The sequence below is a fragment of the Nitratireductor sp. PBL-C9 genome, from assembly GCF_050877045.1.
Taxonomy (GTDB): domain Bacteria; phylum Pseudomonadota; class Alphaproteobacteria; order Rhizobiales; family Rhizobiaceae; genus Nitratireductor; species Nitratireductor aquimarinus.
In genome coordinates this window covers 80,939-96,467 of record NZ_JBPAXW010000002.1, presented here as the reverse complement: position 1 = coordinate 96,467, position 15,529 = coordinate 80,939, and the positions used below count along the sequence as shown (strand labels likewise).

Genomic DNA, 15,529 nt, shown 5'->3' with positions numbered 1-15,529 from the left:
ATCAGAAATCGTCGTCGTCATCATCATCCAGATCGACCGCCTCGACGGGACCGGATGCATCGTCGATCGCATCCGGGTCGGTCGCGTCGGGGATGCGGATATCGATGATCTTAGAGCCGGGAAACTTGTCCAGTATGGCTGCGACGGCGGGGTCCGCCTTCGCGTCGGCCATGGCGCTTTCGCGCCGCCCCTCTTCCACCTCGGAAAGCGTGGGGCCGCCGGCCTCGCTGGAAAGCATGACGATCCAGCGCCGCCCGGTCCACTCCTTGAGCCGGTTGGTCAGGTCGCCCATCAGCGTTTTGGGCGCATCGGCGGCGAGATTGACCTCAAGCCGGCCGGGCTCGATCGAGACGAGGCGCACATAGCTCTTGAAGCGAACCTTGAACGCCATGTCGCGATTGGCGTCGGCAAGCTTTGCGATGTCTTCAAGCGAGCGCAGCGGCACGGCGTCCGCCTCGGCCTCTTCATGCACGGCCTGCTGCTGCATGGGCGCAGGCGCGCTTTCGGGTGCGGACTGGACAAGACGCATGGTCTGGCCGCCACCGCCGCCGGACACGGAAACATGCTGGGTGGCCACTGCCGAACCCATTGATCCACCGCCGCCAGCGCCCCCACCAGCACCATTGCCCGAAGGCGCAGGCGCGCCATGGCCGGAGGGCTGGCCCTGACCATTGCCGGCAGGCATGTCGTCGAGCCGCTTCATCGCTTCATCGAGCGTCGGCAGATTCGCTGCGTGGGCGATGCGGATAAGCACCATCTCGCCGGCGGCCACCGGCCGGCCGGAAGACTGCACTTCCTGAATGCCCTTGAGCAGCATTTGCCAGGCGCGCGAGAGAACACGCACGGAAAGCGTTTTGGAAAATTCGAGGCCGCGGGCGCGCTCGTCTTCCGACAGCGAGGCGTCTTCAGCCGCCTCGGGCACGAAGCGCAGCCGCGTGACCAGATGATTGAATTCGGCGAGATCGTTCAGCACGGTCGCCGGGTCTGCGCCGACATCGTATTGCGCGCGGAACTCGGCCAGCGCGGCGGCGACATCGCCCTTCATCAGGTTTTCGAACAGGCCGATGATGCGGCTGCGATCCGCCAGTCCCAGCATGTCACGCACGGTTTCCGCCGTGACCTGACCGGAGGAATGGGCAATCGCCTGATCGAAGATCGACTGGGCGTCACGCATAGAGCCTTCGGACGCGCGCGCGATCATCGCCAGCGCCTCGTCTTCCGCCTCCACGCCCTCCAGCCCGCCGATGCGGGCGAGGTCTGCCTTGATCATGGCTGCATCGATGCGGCGCAGATCAAAGCGCTGGCAGCGCGACAGGATGGTGATCGGAACCTTGCGGATTTCCGTCGTCGCGAAGATGAACTTCACATGCGGCGGCGGCTCCTCGAGCGTCTTCAACAGGCCGTTGAAGGCCTGATTGGAGAGCATGTGGACCTCATCGATGATGAAGACCTTGTAGCGCGCGGAGACCGGCGCGTAGCGCACCTGATCGATGATGTCGCGAATATCGTCGATGCCGGTGTGCGAGGCCGCGTCCATCTCCACCACGTCGACGTGGCGGCCTTCGAGAATGGCGCGGCAATGCTCGCCCTCAACGGTCAGATCGACCGTTGGCGCATCGATGGTGTCTGTCTTGTAGTTGAGCGCACGCGCCAGAATGCGCGCCGTCGTGGTCTTGCCCACACCGCGCACGCCGGTGAGCATCCACGCCTGCGCGATGCGCCCAGCGCCAAATGCATTGGTGAGCGTGCGGACCATCGGCTCCTGGCCGATCAGTCCCGTGAAATCGCTTGGACGGTACTTGCGGGCCAGAACCCTGTAGGCGCTGCCGGCCTTGTCGCTTGCGTTCGTGCCGGCGTCGGTCATTGCCCTGTCGCGCTCCGTGTTTTGCCCTGACGCTTCCAGTGTCCCCTTGGACGAGGTTGTGCGTCAATGGACAATCTGGACGGCAAGGCTGGATTCCGGTGAATGCGGCTTAGAAAAGCAAGAAGAAGGTGGGAGGCTGGCACGGCGACCCGTGCCTGGCTCGTTAGGGCTGCTTCCTTCCGGACCTGACCCGGTTGGCGAGTGGCTCGTCCACCACCAACCTCCCGGCCCCCATATCGGAAATTGTGAAGCCAAATGCAAGGGAGGAGTTTCGCTTTCCTGTCGATGACCGGCCGATTGCCTGCAACCGCCGCGCCCGCATCCGGGCCGGCCTACGGGTTAACCGAAACGGCGAACTGCCTGATATGCTCAATTATGCGGTATGAGGTGATTTCGCCCGACCGCAAAATAATCTAGCCTTGATTGTCATCATGAGGAAAAGCGATGCTGCCGGACGCCAAGCAGGGTTTCGAGCTCAATCCACGGCTGGAGGCTGAAAGCCTTCACGTTACATGGCTCGGCCTTTGCGAGCTGCGCCTTTGCGACGACCGTCGCTGGCCCTGGCTCATGCTGATTCCGCAGCGCCCCGGCGCGGAAGAGATTCACGAGCTGACCCCACTCGATCAGGCCATGGTGAGCTTCGAGACCAATCTCGTCGCCCAGGCGCTCAAGGACATGACGGGCTGCACCAAGATCAACACCGCCGCCCTCGGCAATGTCGTCCGGCAACTGCATATCCATGTGGTTGCCCGCAATGAAGGCGACCCCGGCTGGCCCGGCCCCATCTGGGGCCATGGCGTACGTGAGCCCTATCGCCGCGAAGACCTGCATCAGCTCGCCGAAACGATTCGCGGCAAACTCTGACCTTTTCCTGAAAACGGACTTCCCTCTTCCATGACCTTCCCATTTTTCGACGAACGGCGCGACGAAGCCAGCCAACGCGTCGCCTTTTCCGGAAACTCCATCGACCGGCAGTCCGAGGCGCGCACCGACGATGATGCGCTGAAGGCGCTCAGGGACGAACGGGCGCGCGTGATGCTTTTCGGCGAGGGACGGCTTTTCCTGCGGGTCGCTGGGGAAGACGCATTCGACCCTTATCTATCGCCGGCGGATCGTGCGGCCTGCGCACCCGATCTGGAGCGCGCGGTGCTTCTGGGGCATCAGGAAAGCGTTCCGGTTCTGGCCGTGCCGGCGACGGCGGACCCCGAGACATTGCCCGACCACCTCAAGGCCATCGACTATCGCTCGATCTACATGCAGGGACTGCTGGACGCCGATGCGCTCGGCGCGATGGCGCAAGGCGCATCGCTTTTGGCGTGGCACGCCAATCACCGTTTTTGCGGGCGCTGCGGCAGCGAGAGCGAAATGCGCGACGGCGGCTACAAACGGCACTGCCCGGCCTGCGGACGCGACCACTTTCCGCGCACCGACCCGGTGGTGATCATGCTGGCGATCCGCGGCGAGCGCTGCCTCATGGGCCGCAGCCCCCATTTCGCTCCGGGGGTCGTGTCGTGCCTTGCCGGCTTCGTGGAGCCGGGCGAGACCATAGAAGCCGCAGTGCGCCGCGAAACACGCGAAGAATCAAACATCGAAGTCGGCACGGTCGCCTATCACGCCAGCCAGCCCTGGCCGTTTCCCTATTCGCTGATGATCGGCTGCTACGGCGAGGCCATGAGCGAGGAGATCGCCATGGACGAGAACGAGCTGGAGGAATGCCGCTGGTTTTCGCGCGCCGAAGTGCGCCAGATGCTCGAAGGCGCGCATCCCGGGGGCTACCGTGTGCCCCCGAAAGGCGCCATCGCCAACACGCTCATCCGCGACTGGGCGCTCGCGACGGAGAGCTAGAGCGCTTGCGCCTTTCCTGGAATTGCTAGTCCTCGTCTTCGCTCTGCATGGCGCGGAACGGGTGCCCTTCATAGACGCCCAGAATGCGCACTTCGCGTGAGAAGAAGCCAAGCTCTTCCAGCGCCAGCGCCACATTGCGGTCGTCCGGATGCCCCTGAACGTCTGCGTAGAACAGCGTCGAGAAGAACTTGCCGCCGAGCTGATAGCTCTCCAGCTTGGTCATGTTGACGCCATTGGTGGCAAACCCGCCCATCGCCTTGTAGAGCGCCGCCGGCACGTTGCGCACACGGAACACGAACGTGGTGACCATGGTCTGGTCAGGCGAGGAACGCGCGGCCCATTTCTGCTCCTTGGAGAGTACGACAAAACGGGTGACGTTGTTGTCCGTGTCCTCGACATTCTCCATGGCGATATCGAGACCGTAGAGATCGGCTGCCAGAAGCGGCGCCAGCGCGGCGTTGGAACGCTCGCCCATCTCGGCCACAAGACGCGCGGCGCCCGCCGTATCGCCGGCGACCATGCCCTTCCAGCGCTTCTGGCGGATGATCTCCCGGCACTGCCCCAGCGCGTGGATGTGGCTGTAGACCGTCTTGATCTCCTCCGTTTTCACGCCCGGAAGAACCATGAGCTGAAAATGGATCGGCAGGAAATATTCGCCGACAATGTGCAGCTTGGAGCGCGGCAGGAGATGGTGAATGTCGGCAACGCGGCCGGCAATCGTGTTCTCGATCGGGATCATCGCCAGATCGGCAGCACCCGTTTCGACCGCGTTGAAGCAGTCCTCGAATGTCGGACAGGGCAGCGGCTCCATGTCCGGAAACATGTTGCGGCAGGCCGTGTCTGAATTTGCACCGGGTTCGCCCTGGAAGGCGATCTTGTTGGTCTTGGCTGCCATCTTCACATGTCCGTTTCTGCTAAAAGTCTGGTCCTGGCTTTTTCCAGGTCTTCGGGCGTGTCCACGCCCAGCGGCACCGAGGCCACGATCTGCGCAACGATGCGCATGCCGGCCTCGAGTGCGCGCAACTGCTCAAGGCGTTCGCGCCGCTCCAGCACCGAAGGCGGAAGCGAAACGAAGCGCTCGAGTGCGGCGCGACGATACGCATAGATGCCCACATGATGGTAGAGCGGCCCTTCGCCCCATGGCGCGGTGGCGCGCGTAAAATAGAGTGCGCGAAGCCGGCTGGCGTCTGCCGGGAGCGGCGCGCCAACGATCTTCACAACATTCGGATTGGTCTTTTCCGCCTCATCGGTGATCTCGACGCCAAGCGTCGCGATGTCGATCCCGGGATCATCCAGCGGACCGGCAACAGCGCGGATATCTTCCGGCGCGATGGTCGGCAGATCGCCCTGTAGGTTGATGACGCGTTCGCACACGCCCTGCGGATCGAGCTTGCCCAGCGCCTCAAAAATGCGGTCAGAGCCGGATTCATGGTCGGAACGGGTCATCACCGCATCGAAACCGGCCTTCTCCACCGCATCGGCCACTTCCTGCGTGTCGGTGGCGACCGCCACCCGGCCAATGCCGCTTTCACGCGCCCGTTCGGCCACGTGCACGATCATCGGACGCCCCGCAATATCGGCCAGAGGCTTGCCCGGAAGACGGGTAGACGCCATGCGCGCGGGGATTATGATGAGGCTGGACATTGGGGCGCGAACTCTTTTGAAATGATAAAGTGGCAAAAAGTCTCACAGGGAAGTGCCTTATATGTGTTGCATGCGCGGAGCAAAAGCCCTAGTTTCCGCGCGATTTTACCGGCATCGGTCGAACGCGGGGGACACCGGCGCGGAAGTTTGGATCTTCACGCCGCCGCGAGCGTCCGGAATAGGGAGCCTCAGGGCGTATGAACTCTTTCGAACTCAACAAAATCCTCGGCGCGCTGCTTGCCGCCGTTTTCGTGGTCTTCTCGGTCAGCCTTCTCTCGGATGCGATCTTCGCTTCGCCGCCGCCTGCCACACCGGGCTACGCGATCGAGGTTGCTGAGGACGACGGATCGGGCGCGCCTGCAGAACCGGCCGAACCGGAATCCATCGCGCCGCTGCTCGCCTCTGCCGATGTCGCCAAGGGCGAGAACATCTTCAAGCGCTGCCAGGCCTGTCACACCGTTGATGACGGTGGCGCCAACAAGGTCGGCCCGAACCTCTGGGAAATCGTCGACCGCCCGATCGCCGGCCACGAAGGCTTTGGCTACTCGGCGGCCATGGAAGAATTCTCTCAGGGCGGCACCGTGACCTGGACCTACGAGAATCTCGACCACTTCCTGACCAACCCGAAGGGTTTCGTCTCCGGCACGGCGATGGCTTTCGCCGGTCTGAAGAAGATCGAGGACCGCGCCAACCTGATCGCCTATCTGCGTGAGAACGCTGCGACCCCGGTTGCCCTGCCCGATCCGGAGCCCGAGGACGAGGCTTCTTTCGAAGAGCCGCTTTCGCCGGATGAGCGCACGGACCTGACCGTGGAAGACGAAGATGCTTCGCTTCCCGCAGGCGTCAGCGACGACCCGGCCACGGGCGAGGAAGCTTCGGCCGACGAGACCGAAGGCGAAGCAACCGCCAACTAACGAAAATTTAATTTCGTGGAACTTGAAAAAGCCGGTTTCGACCGGCTTTTTTGTTGTCCGAACATATAGTTTCCGGAAATCCACATGGCCCTTGCCATGTGCGGGCGATGGTCTACCTTTCGGCTGGGAACGAAAAACAATTATGAGGAGAATGCCATGCGGGTAATCGGTGCAACAGCAACAAGGGCGGCCTGCATGGCCGTGGCACTCTTGTTCGCCGGCACACCCGCAAGCGCCGAAGACGAATGGCTCACCAGTTCGTCCCTGATCGAGCCCGAAGGCCAGACAGGTGACTTTGAGCGATACGACTATGTGAACCCGGACGCCCCCAAGGGCGGCACGCTCAATTCCGTGGCGCTGGGCACGTTTGACAGTTTCAACCCGTTCATCGTGCGCGGCACGCAGGCTGCCGGACTGAACTATTTCGGCGGGCTGCTCTGGGACACGCTCATGCAGCAGTCGCTGACCGAGCCGAGCACCAGCTATCCGCTGATCGCCGAGGCGTTCAAGCATCCCGAAGACAATTCATCCGCGACCTACCGCATCGATCCGCGCGCACGCTGGCATGACGGCAAGCCGATCACCGCCGAAGATGTGGTCTGGACGCTGAACATGCTCAAAAAGCACAGCCCGCAGCACACCCGCTATTTCTCCAGCGTGGTGGAGGCCGTGGCCCTTTCCGAGCGCGAGGTGGAGTTCCGCTTCGACCAGAAGGGCAACAAGGAGCTGCCACACATCATGGGCGACCTGCCGGTTCTGCCAAAGCACTGGTGGGAAGGCACGGACGCCGACGGCAAGAAGCGCAATTTCACCCAGCCGACCCTGGAAAAGCCGCTGGGCAGCGGGCCATACCAGATCGAGAGCTTCAAGCCGGGCTCGGAAGTCGTCTGGAAACGCGTGGAAGATTACTGGGCCGCCGACCTGCCGGTGAATGTCGGGCGCTACAATATGGATCGCCGCCGATACACCTATATTCAGGACGAGAACGCCGCCTGGCTGGCCTTCACCAAAGGCGGGCTGCAGGACATCCGCATAGAAAACCGCTCCCGGCGGTGGGCGACCGAATACAATTTCCCGGCCTTCAAGGATGGCGATGTCATCAAGCGCGAATTCCCGACGGGCGGTGCGGAACCGATGCAGGGCTTCGTGCTCAACACTCGGCGTCCGAAATTCCAGGATCGGCGCATTCGCGAGGCGCTGACGCTCGCCTTCAACTTCGAAGACATGAACCGCACGCTGTTCTTCGACAGCTACACCCGTACCGACAGCTATTTCGAGGGTTCGGAACTGGCCGCGACCGGCCTGCCGGAAGGGCGCGAACTGGAAATCCTCGAAGAGTTCAAGGACAAGCTGCCGGCAGAACTCTTCACCGAGGAATTCAGGCTCCCGGTCTACGACAATCCGCAGGCCGAGCGCACCTATCTGCGTGAAGCCATCAAACTCTTCTCCGAGGCTGGCTGGAGCATCAAGGGCGGCAAGATGACGAACAATGGCACCGGCCAGCAGTTCACCATCGAGTTCCTCGGCAACAGCCCCACCGACGAGATCACCACCGGTCCCTATATGGCCGCGCTCCGCAAGATCGGCATCGACGTGTCGCTGCGCATCATCGATCCCTCGCAATATGTGAACCGCATCCGCAATTTCGACTTCGACGCCGTGGCGAGCATTTTCGTCAACTCGCTTTCGCCGGGCAATGAACAACGCGAATACTGGGGCGCCAAGGCGGCCGACATTCCCGGTTCGCGTAATCTGGCGGGTGTGAAGGATCCGACCGTTGATGCGCTGGTCGAGAAGATCATCTACGCGCAGGACCGCGAGGAGCTGGTTGCGGCCAGCCGCGCGCTCGACCGCGTGCTCCTGTGGAACTACTACTGGGTGCCGCAGTGGCATGCGCCCTATATTCGCATCGCCTACTGGAACAAGTTCGGCATTCCGGAGAAACAGCCGGAATATACCGGTGTGGATCTGGAATCCTGGTGGATCGATCCCAAGCTTGAAGAGGCGCTGGCCGCCAAGTATCGGAGCCAGAATTGAGCCGCCCTGCGGCCCGACAGTGCGGCGCATCGCGCCGCACTTTTCTGGCCCTTGCCGGGGCAGCGGTGGCTGCCCCCCTTCTGCCGCACGACGTATTTGCCAGCGTCGAGACCGGCAAGCCGCTTCATGGCCTGTCGGCCTTCGGCGATCTCAAATACGCCCCCGGTTTCAGCCATTTCGACTATGCCAGTCCGGATGCCCCGAAGGGCGGAACGTTCAATTTCCAGCCGGGCTACTGGTACTACAATCAGAACGTTTTGACCTTCAACACGCTGAACGCTTTCGTGCGCACGGGCGACGCCCCGCCGCGCATGGAGATGTGCTTCGCCTCGCTGATGACGCGCGCCTATGACGAGCCGGACGCGATCTACGGCTTTCTCGCCGAAAGCGTGACGCTTTCCGAAGACCGGAATGGCTTCACCTTCGCGCTGCGGCCGGAAGCGCGGTTTCATGACGGTTCGCCGATCACCGCCGAGGACGTCGCGTTCACCTACACGCTGCTCAAGGAGAAGGGGCACCCCCAGCTTCTGCTGCCGCTCGCCGAGTTGACCGAAGCGCGGGCGGATGGGCCGCACAGCGTGCACCTGCGGTTTTCCGGCCAGCAGTCGCGGCGCAACATCCTGACCGTCGCCACCTTCCCCATTTTCTCAAAGGCCTTTGTCGAGGAGAATGGCTTCGACAGTTCCCGCATCGTGCCGCTGCTCGGCTCGGGGCCCTACAGGGTGGGGAATTTCTCCGCCGGGCGTTTTGTTGAATACAAGCGGGTGGAGGACTACTGGGCGCGTGATCTGGGGCCGCTCAAGGGTTTCAACCATTTCGACACGGTCCGCATCGATTTCTATCGCGACCGCAATGCCGGTTTCGAAGCCTTCAAGAAGGGCGACGTCAACTGGCGACAGGAATTCACCTCCCGCATCTGGGCGACGGGCTATGATTTTCCGGCCATGCGCGAAGGGCGCGTTCTGAAGACGGAGATTCCCGGCGAGAAGCGCGGGCAGCTTTATGGCCTGGTGCTGAACCAGCGGCGTGAGCAGTTTCGCGATGTGCGGGTGCGCGAGGCCATCAGCCTGTGTTTCGACTTCGAATGGACCAACCGCAACCTCTTCTACGACGCCTATACGCGTTCGCATTCCTTCTTCGAGCGAGCGCCCTTCATGGCCGAGGGCGCACCTTCGCCGGAAGAAGAGGCGCTTCTTGCCCGCTTCCGTGGCGAAGCGCCGGAGGCGGCCTTTGGCGAAGCGGTGATGCAGCCCGTTTCGGACGGATCGGGCCGCGACCGCAACAATCTGCGGCGCGCACGGCAGCTTTTGACAGAGGCCGGCTGGACGCCGCGCGATGGCGTTCTCCACAACGAAAGAGGCACCCGCCTCACGCTTGAATATCTGGTGCGGGACGAGATCTTCCTGCGGCAGGATGCGAGCTTCGGCGAGAATCTGCGCGCCATCGGCATTGACGCTTCGACGCGGCTTGTCGACGCATCGCAATATCAAAGCCGCCAGAGCGCCTTCGATTTCGACATGATCTCCGCGGCGATCGGCATGGACGCCACCCCCGACGAGGAAGGGCTGGAACAGCTTTTCCATTCGCGAACGGCGGCTCTGGAAGGCTCCTACAACTTTGCGGGCATCACCGACCCGGTGGTCGACGAACTGATCGAGATCGCCGGCAAGGCCGAGAACCGTGACGACCTGAACGTAACGCTAAAGGTGCTGGACAGGGTCTTGCGCGCGCGGCGCGACTGGATTCCAAATTGGCACCTGACGAATCACCGTGTGGCCCACTGGGACATGTTCGGCTACAGCGACAACAAGCCGGACTACTTCTTCCCTGCGGAGGCTCTCTGGTGGTTCGATGAAGAAAAGGCGAAAGCGATTGGCAAGGCGTAAGGACGGCGTGGCAAAACTCCCAGCACTCCTGAACACGAAGAAAGCAGCAGACTGATGGGCGCGTATATTCTCCGTCGCCTGTTGCTGATGATCCCGACCCTGCTCGGCATCATGGCCATCTCCTTCATTGTCGTGCAGTTCGCGCCCGGCGGCCCGGTGGAACAGGTCATCGCGCAGATCACCGGTCAGGCCGGGGGCGCCGATGCGCGCATCTCCGGCGGTGGCGGCGATTTCGGCAATCAGGGCTTTGACGGCAGCTCGGTCGAAAGCAGCGGCGCGACCTCGAAATATCGCGGCGCACAGGGCCTCGACCCGGAATTCATCGCCTCGCTCGAAAAGCAGTTCGGCTTCGACAAGCCGCCGCTCGAACGCTTTGGCCTGATGATCTGGAACTATGCCCGCTTCGACTTCGGCGAGAGCTATTTCCGCGACATCTCCGTGATCGACCTTATCCTTGAAAAGATGCCCGTCTCCATCTCGCTGGGGCTCTGGATCACGCTGATCTCCTACGGCATTTCCATTCCGCTCGGCATCCGCAAGGCGGTGAAGGACGGCTCGCCCTTCGACGTGTGGACCAGCGGCGTGGTGATTGTCGCCTACGCCATTCCCGGCTTCCTGTTCGCCATCCTGCTGATGGTGCTGTTTGCCGGTGGCTCCTTCTTCGACTGGTTCCCGCTGCGCGGCCTGACCTCCGACAATTGGGAAAGCCTTTCCTGGCCGGCGCGCATTCTCGACTATTTCTGGCACCTTGCCCTGCCGCTCACGGCCATGGTGCTGTCTGCCTTCGCCACGACGACGCTTCTGACCAAGAACTCGTTCCTTGACGAAATCCGGAAGCAATACGTGACCACCGCGCGCTCCAAGGGGCTTTCGGAACGGCAGGTGCTTTACGGGCATGTGTTCCGCAACGCCATGCTGATCATCATCGCCGGTTTTCCGGGCGCGTTCATCTCGGCCTTCTTCACCGGCTCGCTTCTGATCGAGAGCATCTTCTCGCTGGACGGGCTTGGCCTGCTCGGTTTCCGGTCGGTCATTGACCGCGATTACCCCGTGGTGTTCGCCAACCTCTACATCTTCTCGCTCATGGGCCTTCTCATCAGCCTGATTTCCGACGTGACCTACACGCTGATCGATCCACGCATCGACTTCGAGCGGAGGGATGTGTGATGTCGGACGTGCAGGTGCAAAGCGAGGTGGCGACGGCGCGCCGCCCGCAGTCGCGGCCATGGCTTTCGCCGATCAACAAGCGCCGCTGGCAGAATTTCTGCGCCAACCGGCGTGGCTACTGGTCGCTGTGGATCTTCCTGATCCTCTTCGTGCTGTCGCTGTTTGCGGAATTTCTCGCCAACGACAAGCCGATCCTCGCCTATTACAAGGGCGAGGTGCTCTACCCGGTTCTGGTCGATTATCCCGAGGAAAAGTTCGGCGGCTTCCTGGCCGTGACGGACTATCGCGATCCGATCATCTCCGAGGAGATCGATGCGAATGGCTGGATGGTCTGGCCGCCGATCCGCTACTCCTATCGCACGGTGAACAACGAGATTCCCGAGGCGGCTCCGGCCAAACCCTCCTGGATGTACACGAAGGAAGTGCGCTGCGAGCGGTATCCGCTGGGCGTGGATGACCCCGCCTGCACACCCGGAAACTGGAACTGGCTCGGCACCGACGATCAGGCGCGCGACGTGCTTGCGCGGGTGATCTACGGTTTCCGCATCTCGGTTCTGTTCGGTCTCATCCTGACCGCCGCCTCGGCGCTCATCGGCGTCAGCGCCGGTGCGATCCAGGGCTATTTCGGCGGCTGGACGGACCTTCTGTTCCAGCGCTTCATCGAGATCTGGTCGTCCATTCCGGTTCTCTACCTGATCCTGATCATCGCCGCCGTGCTGCCGCCGGGATTCTTCATCCTGCTCGGCATCATGCTTCTGTTTTCCTGGGTGGCCTTCGTCGGCGTGGTGCGCGCCGAGTTCCTGCGCGCGCGCAATTTCGAATATGTCAGCGCGGCCCGCGCGCTCGGCGTTTCCAACCGCACGATCATCTTCCGGCATCTTCTGCCGAACGCCATGGTCGCCACGCTCACCTTCCTGCCCTTCATCCTGAACGGTTCGATCACAACCTTGACTTCGCTCGACTTCCTCGGCTTCGGCCTGCCGCCGGGCTCGCCCTCGCTGGGTGAGCTGCTGCGTCAGGGCCAGCGCAATCTGAACGCCCCGTGGCTCGGCATTGCCGGCTTCCTGAGCCTCTCCATCATGCTGTCGCTGCTGATCTTCATCGGCGAAGCGGTGCGCGACGCCTTCGACCCGCGGAAGACGTTCAAATGAGCGAGCAGCCTCTTCTTTCGATCCGCGATCTCTCCGTTTCCTTCACACAAGGGGCGCAGGAGACGCTTGCCGTCGACCATATCTCGTTCGATATCGGGCGCGGCGAGACCGTTGCGCTGGTGGGCGAATCCGGCTCGGGCAAATCAGTCTCGGCGCTGTCCGTGCTGCGGCTCCTGCCCTACCCGGCTGCCAGCCACCCTTCCGGCCAGATTTTCTACAATGGCGTCGACATTCTGGCCGCCGACGAGGCGACACAGCGCAAGGTGCGCGGCAACGAGATCTCCATGATCTTTCAGGAGCCGATGACCTCGCTGAACCCGCTGCACACGATCGAGCGGCAGATCGGCGAGACGCTGAAGCTCCATCGCGGCATGGGCGACAAGGCCGCGCGCGACCGCACGCTTGAGCTTCTCACCCAGGTCGGCATCCGCGATCCTGAAAAGCGGCTCGATTCCTTCCCGCATCAGCTTTCCGGCGGACAGCGCCAGCGCGTGATGATCGCCATGGCGCTCGCCAACGAGCCCGACCTCCTGATCGCCGACGAACCGACCACCGCGCTCGACGTGACGGTGCAGGCGCAGATCCTCGAGCTTCTGGCCGACCTGCGGCGCAAGAAGTCCATGTCGATGCTGTTCATCACCCATGATCTCGGCATCGTGCGAAAGGTGGCCGACCGCGTCTGCGTGATGACCGACGGCAAGATCGTGGAAAGCGGGCCGACGGAGCAGATCTTCACCAACCCGCAGCACGAATACACGCGCCATCTCATCGCCGCCGAGCCCAAGGGCCGCCCGCCAAAGGCCGATCCGAACGCGGAAACGGTGATGCAGGGCGACGACATCAAGGTCTGGTTCCCCGTGAAAAAGGGGCTCATGCGCCGCACGGTCGATTACATCAAGGGCGTCGACGGGGTCGACGTCACGGTGCGCGCCGGCCAGACGCTTGGCGTGGTGGGCGAGTCCGGTTCCGGCAAGACGACGCTCGGTCTGGCGCTTGCCCGCATGATCGCCTCGAAGGGCGAAATCCGCTTTGACGGACAGGAAATCGACAGGCTGAGCTTCCGCCAGATGCGCCCGCACCGGCATGCGCTGCAGGTGGTCTTCCAGGACCCGTATGGCTCGCTCAGCCCGCGCATGTCTGTCGCTGAAATCATTCAGGAAGGCCTGCGCATCCACCAGCCCGGCCTTTCGGCGGAAGAGCGCGATGCGATGGTCGTCGACGTCTTGAAGGAAGTGGACCTCGATCCCGAATCCCGCTTCCGTTATCCGCATGAATTCTCCGGCGGCCAGCGCCAGCGCATCGCCATCGCCCGCGCCATGGTTCTGAAGCCGCGCTTCGTGATGCTGGACGAGCCCACCTCCGCGCTCGACATGAGCGTTCAGGCGCAGGTGGTCGATCTTCTGCGCGATTTGCAGAAGCGGCACAATCTGGCCTATCTCTTTATCAGTCACGACCTGAAAGTGGTGCGCGCGCTCGCCAATGAGGTGATCGTCATGCGCGCCGGCAAGGTGGTGGAGGCCGGTCCGGCGGAGCAGATTTTCGATGCCCCGCAGACCGACTATACACGCGCGCTGATCGCAGCCGCGTTCAACATCGAAGCCACGCCCGGAGGCGTGGTCAGCGAATAAATCCAAGGGGCACGCCATGAGCACACCGCAGCGCGGTCGCGTCTTACTGTCTGTTACCGGCTTCAATCCGCAGCGCTGGTATGATCTTCTTTCGCAGGAACGGGACGTCGTTCTCGAACCCGACGGCGCGGAGGATCCGTCCATCGACTATGCGGTGGTCTGGAAACAGCAGCCCGGTGTGCTCGCCAAACTGCCGAACCTGAAGGTGATCTTCTCCATCGGCGCAGGCGTGGACCACATTTTCAATGACGATCAGGTGCCGGATGTGCCGATCGTTCGCGTGGTGGCGGAAAACCTTACCCAGTATATGTGCGAATATGTGAACTGGCGGGTGCTCGATCATCACCGCCAGGGCGCGCTCTATCGCACGCAGCAGACGAAGAAGGTCTGGCACGAGCCGCGGCAACCGCCCGCGAACGAAGTTTCGGTCGGCATTATGGGGCTTGGCCAGCTTGGCACGCGCGCCGCCGAGGCGCTTCTGGCGCTCGGCTTCTCGGTGAATGGCTGGAGCCGCACGCCCAAGGAGATCGACGGCATCGCCTCCTATCATGGCGAGGATGGCCTCACGCCTTTCCTGAACGCCACCGACATTCTGGTCGTGCTTCTGCCGCTCACGCCTGCGACCGACGGCATCGTGAATTACGGGCTGCTGTCACGCCTGCGCCAGGATGGCCCGCTCGGCGGCCCCTGCCTTATCAACGCCGGCCGCGGCAAACTCCAGCGTGAAGCCGACATTCTGCGCGCGCTGGAAGACGGTGTACTGAAGGAAGCAAGCCTCGACGTGTTCGAGAGCGAGCCCCTCGCATCCGAAAGTCCTCTCTGGGAGCATCCGCGCGTCTTTGTGACACCGCATGCTGCGGCCACATCCGACCCGGCCCATCTGGCACCGCCAATGCTGCGTCAGATGGATGCATTCGAACGCGGCGAGCCGCTTGAAAACCTCGTCGACCGCAAGGCCGGTTACTAAGCGCGCTTCCGCTTTTCGTTGGATCGCGAAAGCGCTCCAATTCATTCTCCTGCGCAATTCCGGGTGCCGGCTTCAAAGTCCCCTTCTCCCCGCAAGCGGGGAGAAGGTGAGGATGAGGGGCGAGCGCCAACGTCTCCGATTCCACAATACGGCGAGATTTTCATGCGCCGTGTCAGCCCCTCATCCCCCTGCCGGGACCTTCTCCCCGCTTGCGGGGAGAAGGAAGCCGTCATCCGGCCAAAGCGCTTCGGCTTTTCGTTGAAGCGCGAGAACGCTCCGGTCATTCTTTTGCGCAATTCCGGGCATCGGCTTCGAGGCCCCCTTCTCCCCGCAAGCGGGGAGAAGGTGAGGATGAGGGGCGAACGCCAGGTTCGGCGAACCACACAATACGGCGAGATTTTCGTGCGCGGTGTCAGCCCCTCATCC

The 15,529-nt window shown here is 62.6% G+C and carries 12 protein-coding genes and 1 other RNA gene; 9 read left to right on the top strand and 4 right to left on the bottom strand.

Annotation, left to right across the window (positions count from 1 at the left end; genetic code table 11):
• Position 1: 1 nt before the first annotated feature.
• Positions 2-1,864: a DNA polymerase III subunit gamma/tau gene (locus ACRTG1_RS04375; RefSeq protein WP_299940848.1), complete on the bottom strand. Its 1,863-nt coding sequence runs from the start codon at positions 1,862-1,864 to the stop codon at positions 2-4.
• Positions 1,865-1,992: 128 nt separating this feature from the next.
• Positions 1,993-2,089: signal recognition particle sRNA small type (gene ffs / locus ACRTG1_RS04370), an RNA gene on the bottom strand.
• Between the two features lie 219 nt (positions 2,090-2,308).
• Here ffs and ACRTG1_RS04365 point away from each other — a divergent pair.
• Together ACRTG1_RS04365 and nudC are read left to right on the top strand one after the other, a co-directional pair.
• Entirely contained in the window at positions 2,309-2,728 is a 420-nt protein-coding gene (locus ACRTG1_RS04365) for an HIT family protein (protein WP_113153862.1), read from the top strand.
• 30 nt (positions 2,729-2,758) lie between these two features.
• Positions 2,759-3,709 carry an NAD(+) diphosphatase gene (gene nudC, locus ACRTG1_RS04360; protein ID WP_317090203.1) on the top strand — a complete coding sequence of 317 codons (951 nt, stop codon included), beginning with the start codon at positions 2,759-2,761 and terminating at the stop codon, positions 3,707-3,709.
• A gap of 25 nt (positions 3,710-3,734) precedes the next feature.
• Here nudC and ACRTG1_RS04355 read toward each other — a convergent pair whose 3' ends face one another.
• Both ACRTG1_RS04355 and ACRTG1_RS04350 read right to left on the bottom strand, forming a co-directional pair.
• A complete protein-coding gene (locus tag ACRTG1_RS04355) occupies positions 3,735-4,604 on the bottom strand; it encodes a prephenate dehydratase (RefSeq protein ID WP_206548763.1) in 870 nt (289 codons plus the stop codon).
• 2 nt (positions 4,605-4,606) lie between these two features.
• A complete protein-coding gene (locus tag ACRTG1_RS04350) occupies positions 4,607-5,353 on the bottom strand; it encodes a 3-deoxy-manno-octulosonate cytidylyltransferase (protein ID WP_432515796.1) in 747 nt (248 codons plus the stop codon).
• Positions 5,354-5,550: 197 nt separating this feature from the next.
• Between ACRTG1_RS04350 and ACRTG1_RS04345 the strand changes: the two genes are divergently transcribed.
• The 7 genes from ACRTG1_RS04345 to ACRTG1_RS04315 all read left to right on the top strand — a co-directional run bounded on the left by ACRTG1_RS04345 (position 5,551) and on the right by ACRTG1_RS04315 (position 15,103).
• On the top strand, positions 5,551-6,267 hold the full coding sequence (locus tag ACRTG1_RS04345) for a c-type cytochrome (protein WP_113153858.1): 717 nt from the start codon (positions 5,551-5,553) through the stop codon (positions 6,265-6,267).
• A 156-nt stretch (positions 6,268-6,423) separates the two neighbouring features.
• Complete coding sequence (locus ACRTG1_RS04340) at positions 6,424-8,304, top strand: extracellular solute-binding protein (RefSeq protein ID WP_206544388.1); 1,881 nt, start codon at positions 6,424-6,426, stop codon at positions 8,302-8,304.
• Positions 8,301-10,190, top strand: a complete 1,890-nt coding sequence (locus tag ACRTG1_RS04335) for an extracellular solute-binding protein (protein ID WP_113153857.1) — start codon at positions 8,301-8,303, stop codon at positions 10,188-10,190. The genes ACRTG1_RS04340 and ACRTG1_RS04335 overlap by 4 nt, the downstream gene beginning before the upstream one ends.
• Before the next feature lie 54 nt (positions 10,191-10,244).
• Complete coding sequence (locus tag ACRTG1_RS04330) at positions 10,245-11,357, top strand: microcin C ABC transporter permease YejB (RefSeq protein ID WP_113153856.1); 1,113 nt, start codon at positions 10,245-10,247, stop codon at positions 11,355-11,357.
• Positions 11,357-12,508 (top strand): ABC transporter permease, encoded by a 1,152-nt coding sequence (locus ACRTG1_RS04325; RefSeq protein WP_113153855.1) that lies wholly within the window; start codon positions 11,357-11,359, stop codon positions 12,506-12,508. Before ACRTG1_RS04330 ends, ACRTG1_RS04325 begins: the two co-directional genes overlap by 1 nt.
• Positions 12,505-14,136 (top strand): ABC transporter ATP-binding protein, encoded by a 1,632-nt coding sequence (locus tag ACRTG1_RS04320; protein WP_206544386.1) that lies wholly within the window; start codon positions 12,505-12,507, stop codon positions 14,134-14,136. The genes ACRTG1_RS04325 and ACRTG1_RS04320 overlap by 4 nt, the downstream gene beginning before the upstream one ends.
• Before the next feature lie 16 nt (positions 14,137-14,152).
• Positions 14,153-15,103, top strand: a complete 951-nt coding sequence (locus tag ACRTG1_RS04315) for a 2-hydroxyacid dehydrogenase (RefSeq protein ID WP_206548768.1) — start codon at positions 14,153-14,155, stop codon at positions 15,101-15,103.
• Positions 15,104-15,529 lie beyond the last annotated feature (426 nt).

What these genes read in the sequence shown, in the direction of transcription:
- ACRTG1_RS04375 (WP_299940848.1), bottom strand. Translation starts at nt 1,864, where the DNA reads ATGACCGACGCCGGCACGAACGCAAGCGACAAGGCCGGCAGCGCCTAC.
- ACRTG1_RS04365 (WP_113153862.1), top strand. Translation starts at nt 2,309, where the DNA reads ATGCTGCCGGACGCCAAGCAGGGTTTCGAGCTCAATCCACGGCTGGAG.
- nudC (WP_317090203.1), top strand. Translation starts at nt 2,759, where the DNA reads ATGACCTTCCCATTTTTCGACGAACGGCGCGACGAAGCCAGCCAACGC.
- ACRTG1_RS04355 (WP_206548763.1), bottom strand. Translation starts at nt 4,604, where the DNA reads ATGGCAGCCAAGACCAACAAGATCGCCTTCCAGGGCGAACCCGGTGCA.
- ACRTG1_RS04350 (WP_432515796.1), bottom strand. Translation starts at nt 5,353, where the DNA reads ATGTCCAGCCTCATCATAATCCCCGCGCGCATGGCGTCTACCCGTCTT.
- ACRTG1_RS04345 (WP_113153858.1), top strand. Translation starts at nt 5,551, where the DNA reads ATGAACTCTTTCGAACTCAACAAAATCCTCGGCGCGCTGCTTGCCGCC.
- ACRTG1_RS04340 (WP_206544388.1), top strand. Translation starts at nt 6,424, where the DNA reads ATGCGGGTAATCGGTGCAACAGCAACAAGGGCGGCCTGCATGGCCGTG.
- ACRTG1_RS04330 (WP_113153856.1), top strand. Translation starts at nt 10,245, where the DNA reads ATGGGCGCGTATATTCTCCGTCGCCTGTTGCTGATGATCCCGACCCTG.
- ACRTG1_RS04325 (WP_113153855.1), top strand. Translation starts at nt 11,357, where the DNA reads ATGTCGGACGTGCAGGTGCAAAGCGAGGTGGCGACGGCGCGCCGCCCG.
- ACRTG1_RS04320 (WP_206544386.1), top strand. Translation starts at nt 12,505, where the DNA reads ATGAGCGAGCAGCCTCTTCTTTCGATCCGCGATCTCTCCGTTTCCTTC.
- ACRTG1_RS04315 (WP_206548768.1), top strand. Translation starts at nt 14,153, where the DNA reads ATGAGCACACCGCAGCGCGGTCGCGTCTTACTGTCTGTTACCGGCTTC.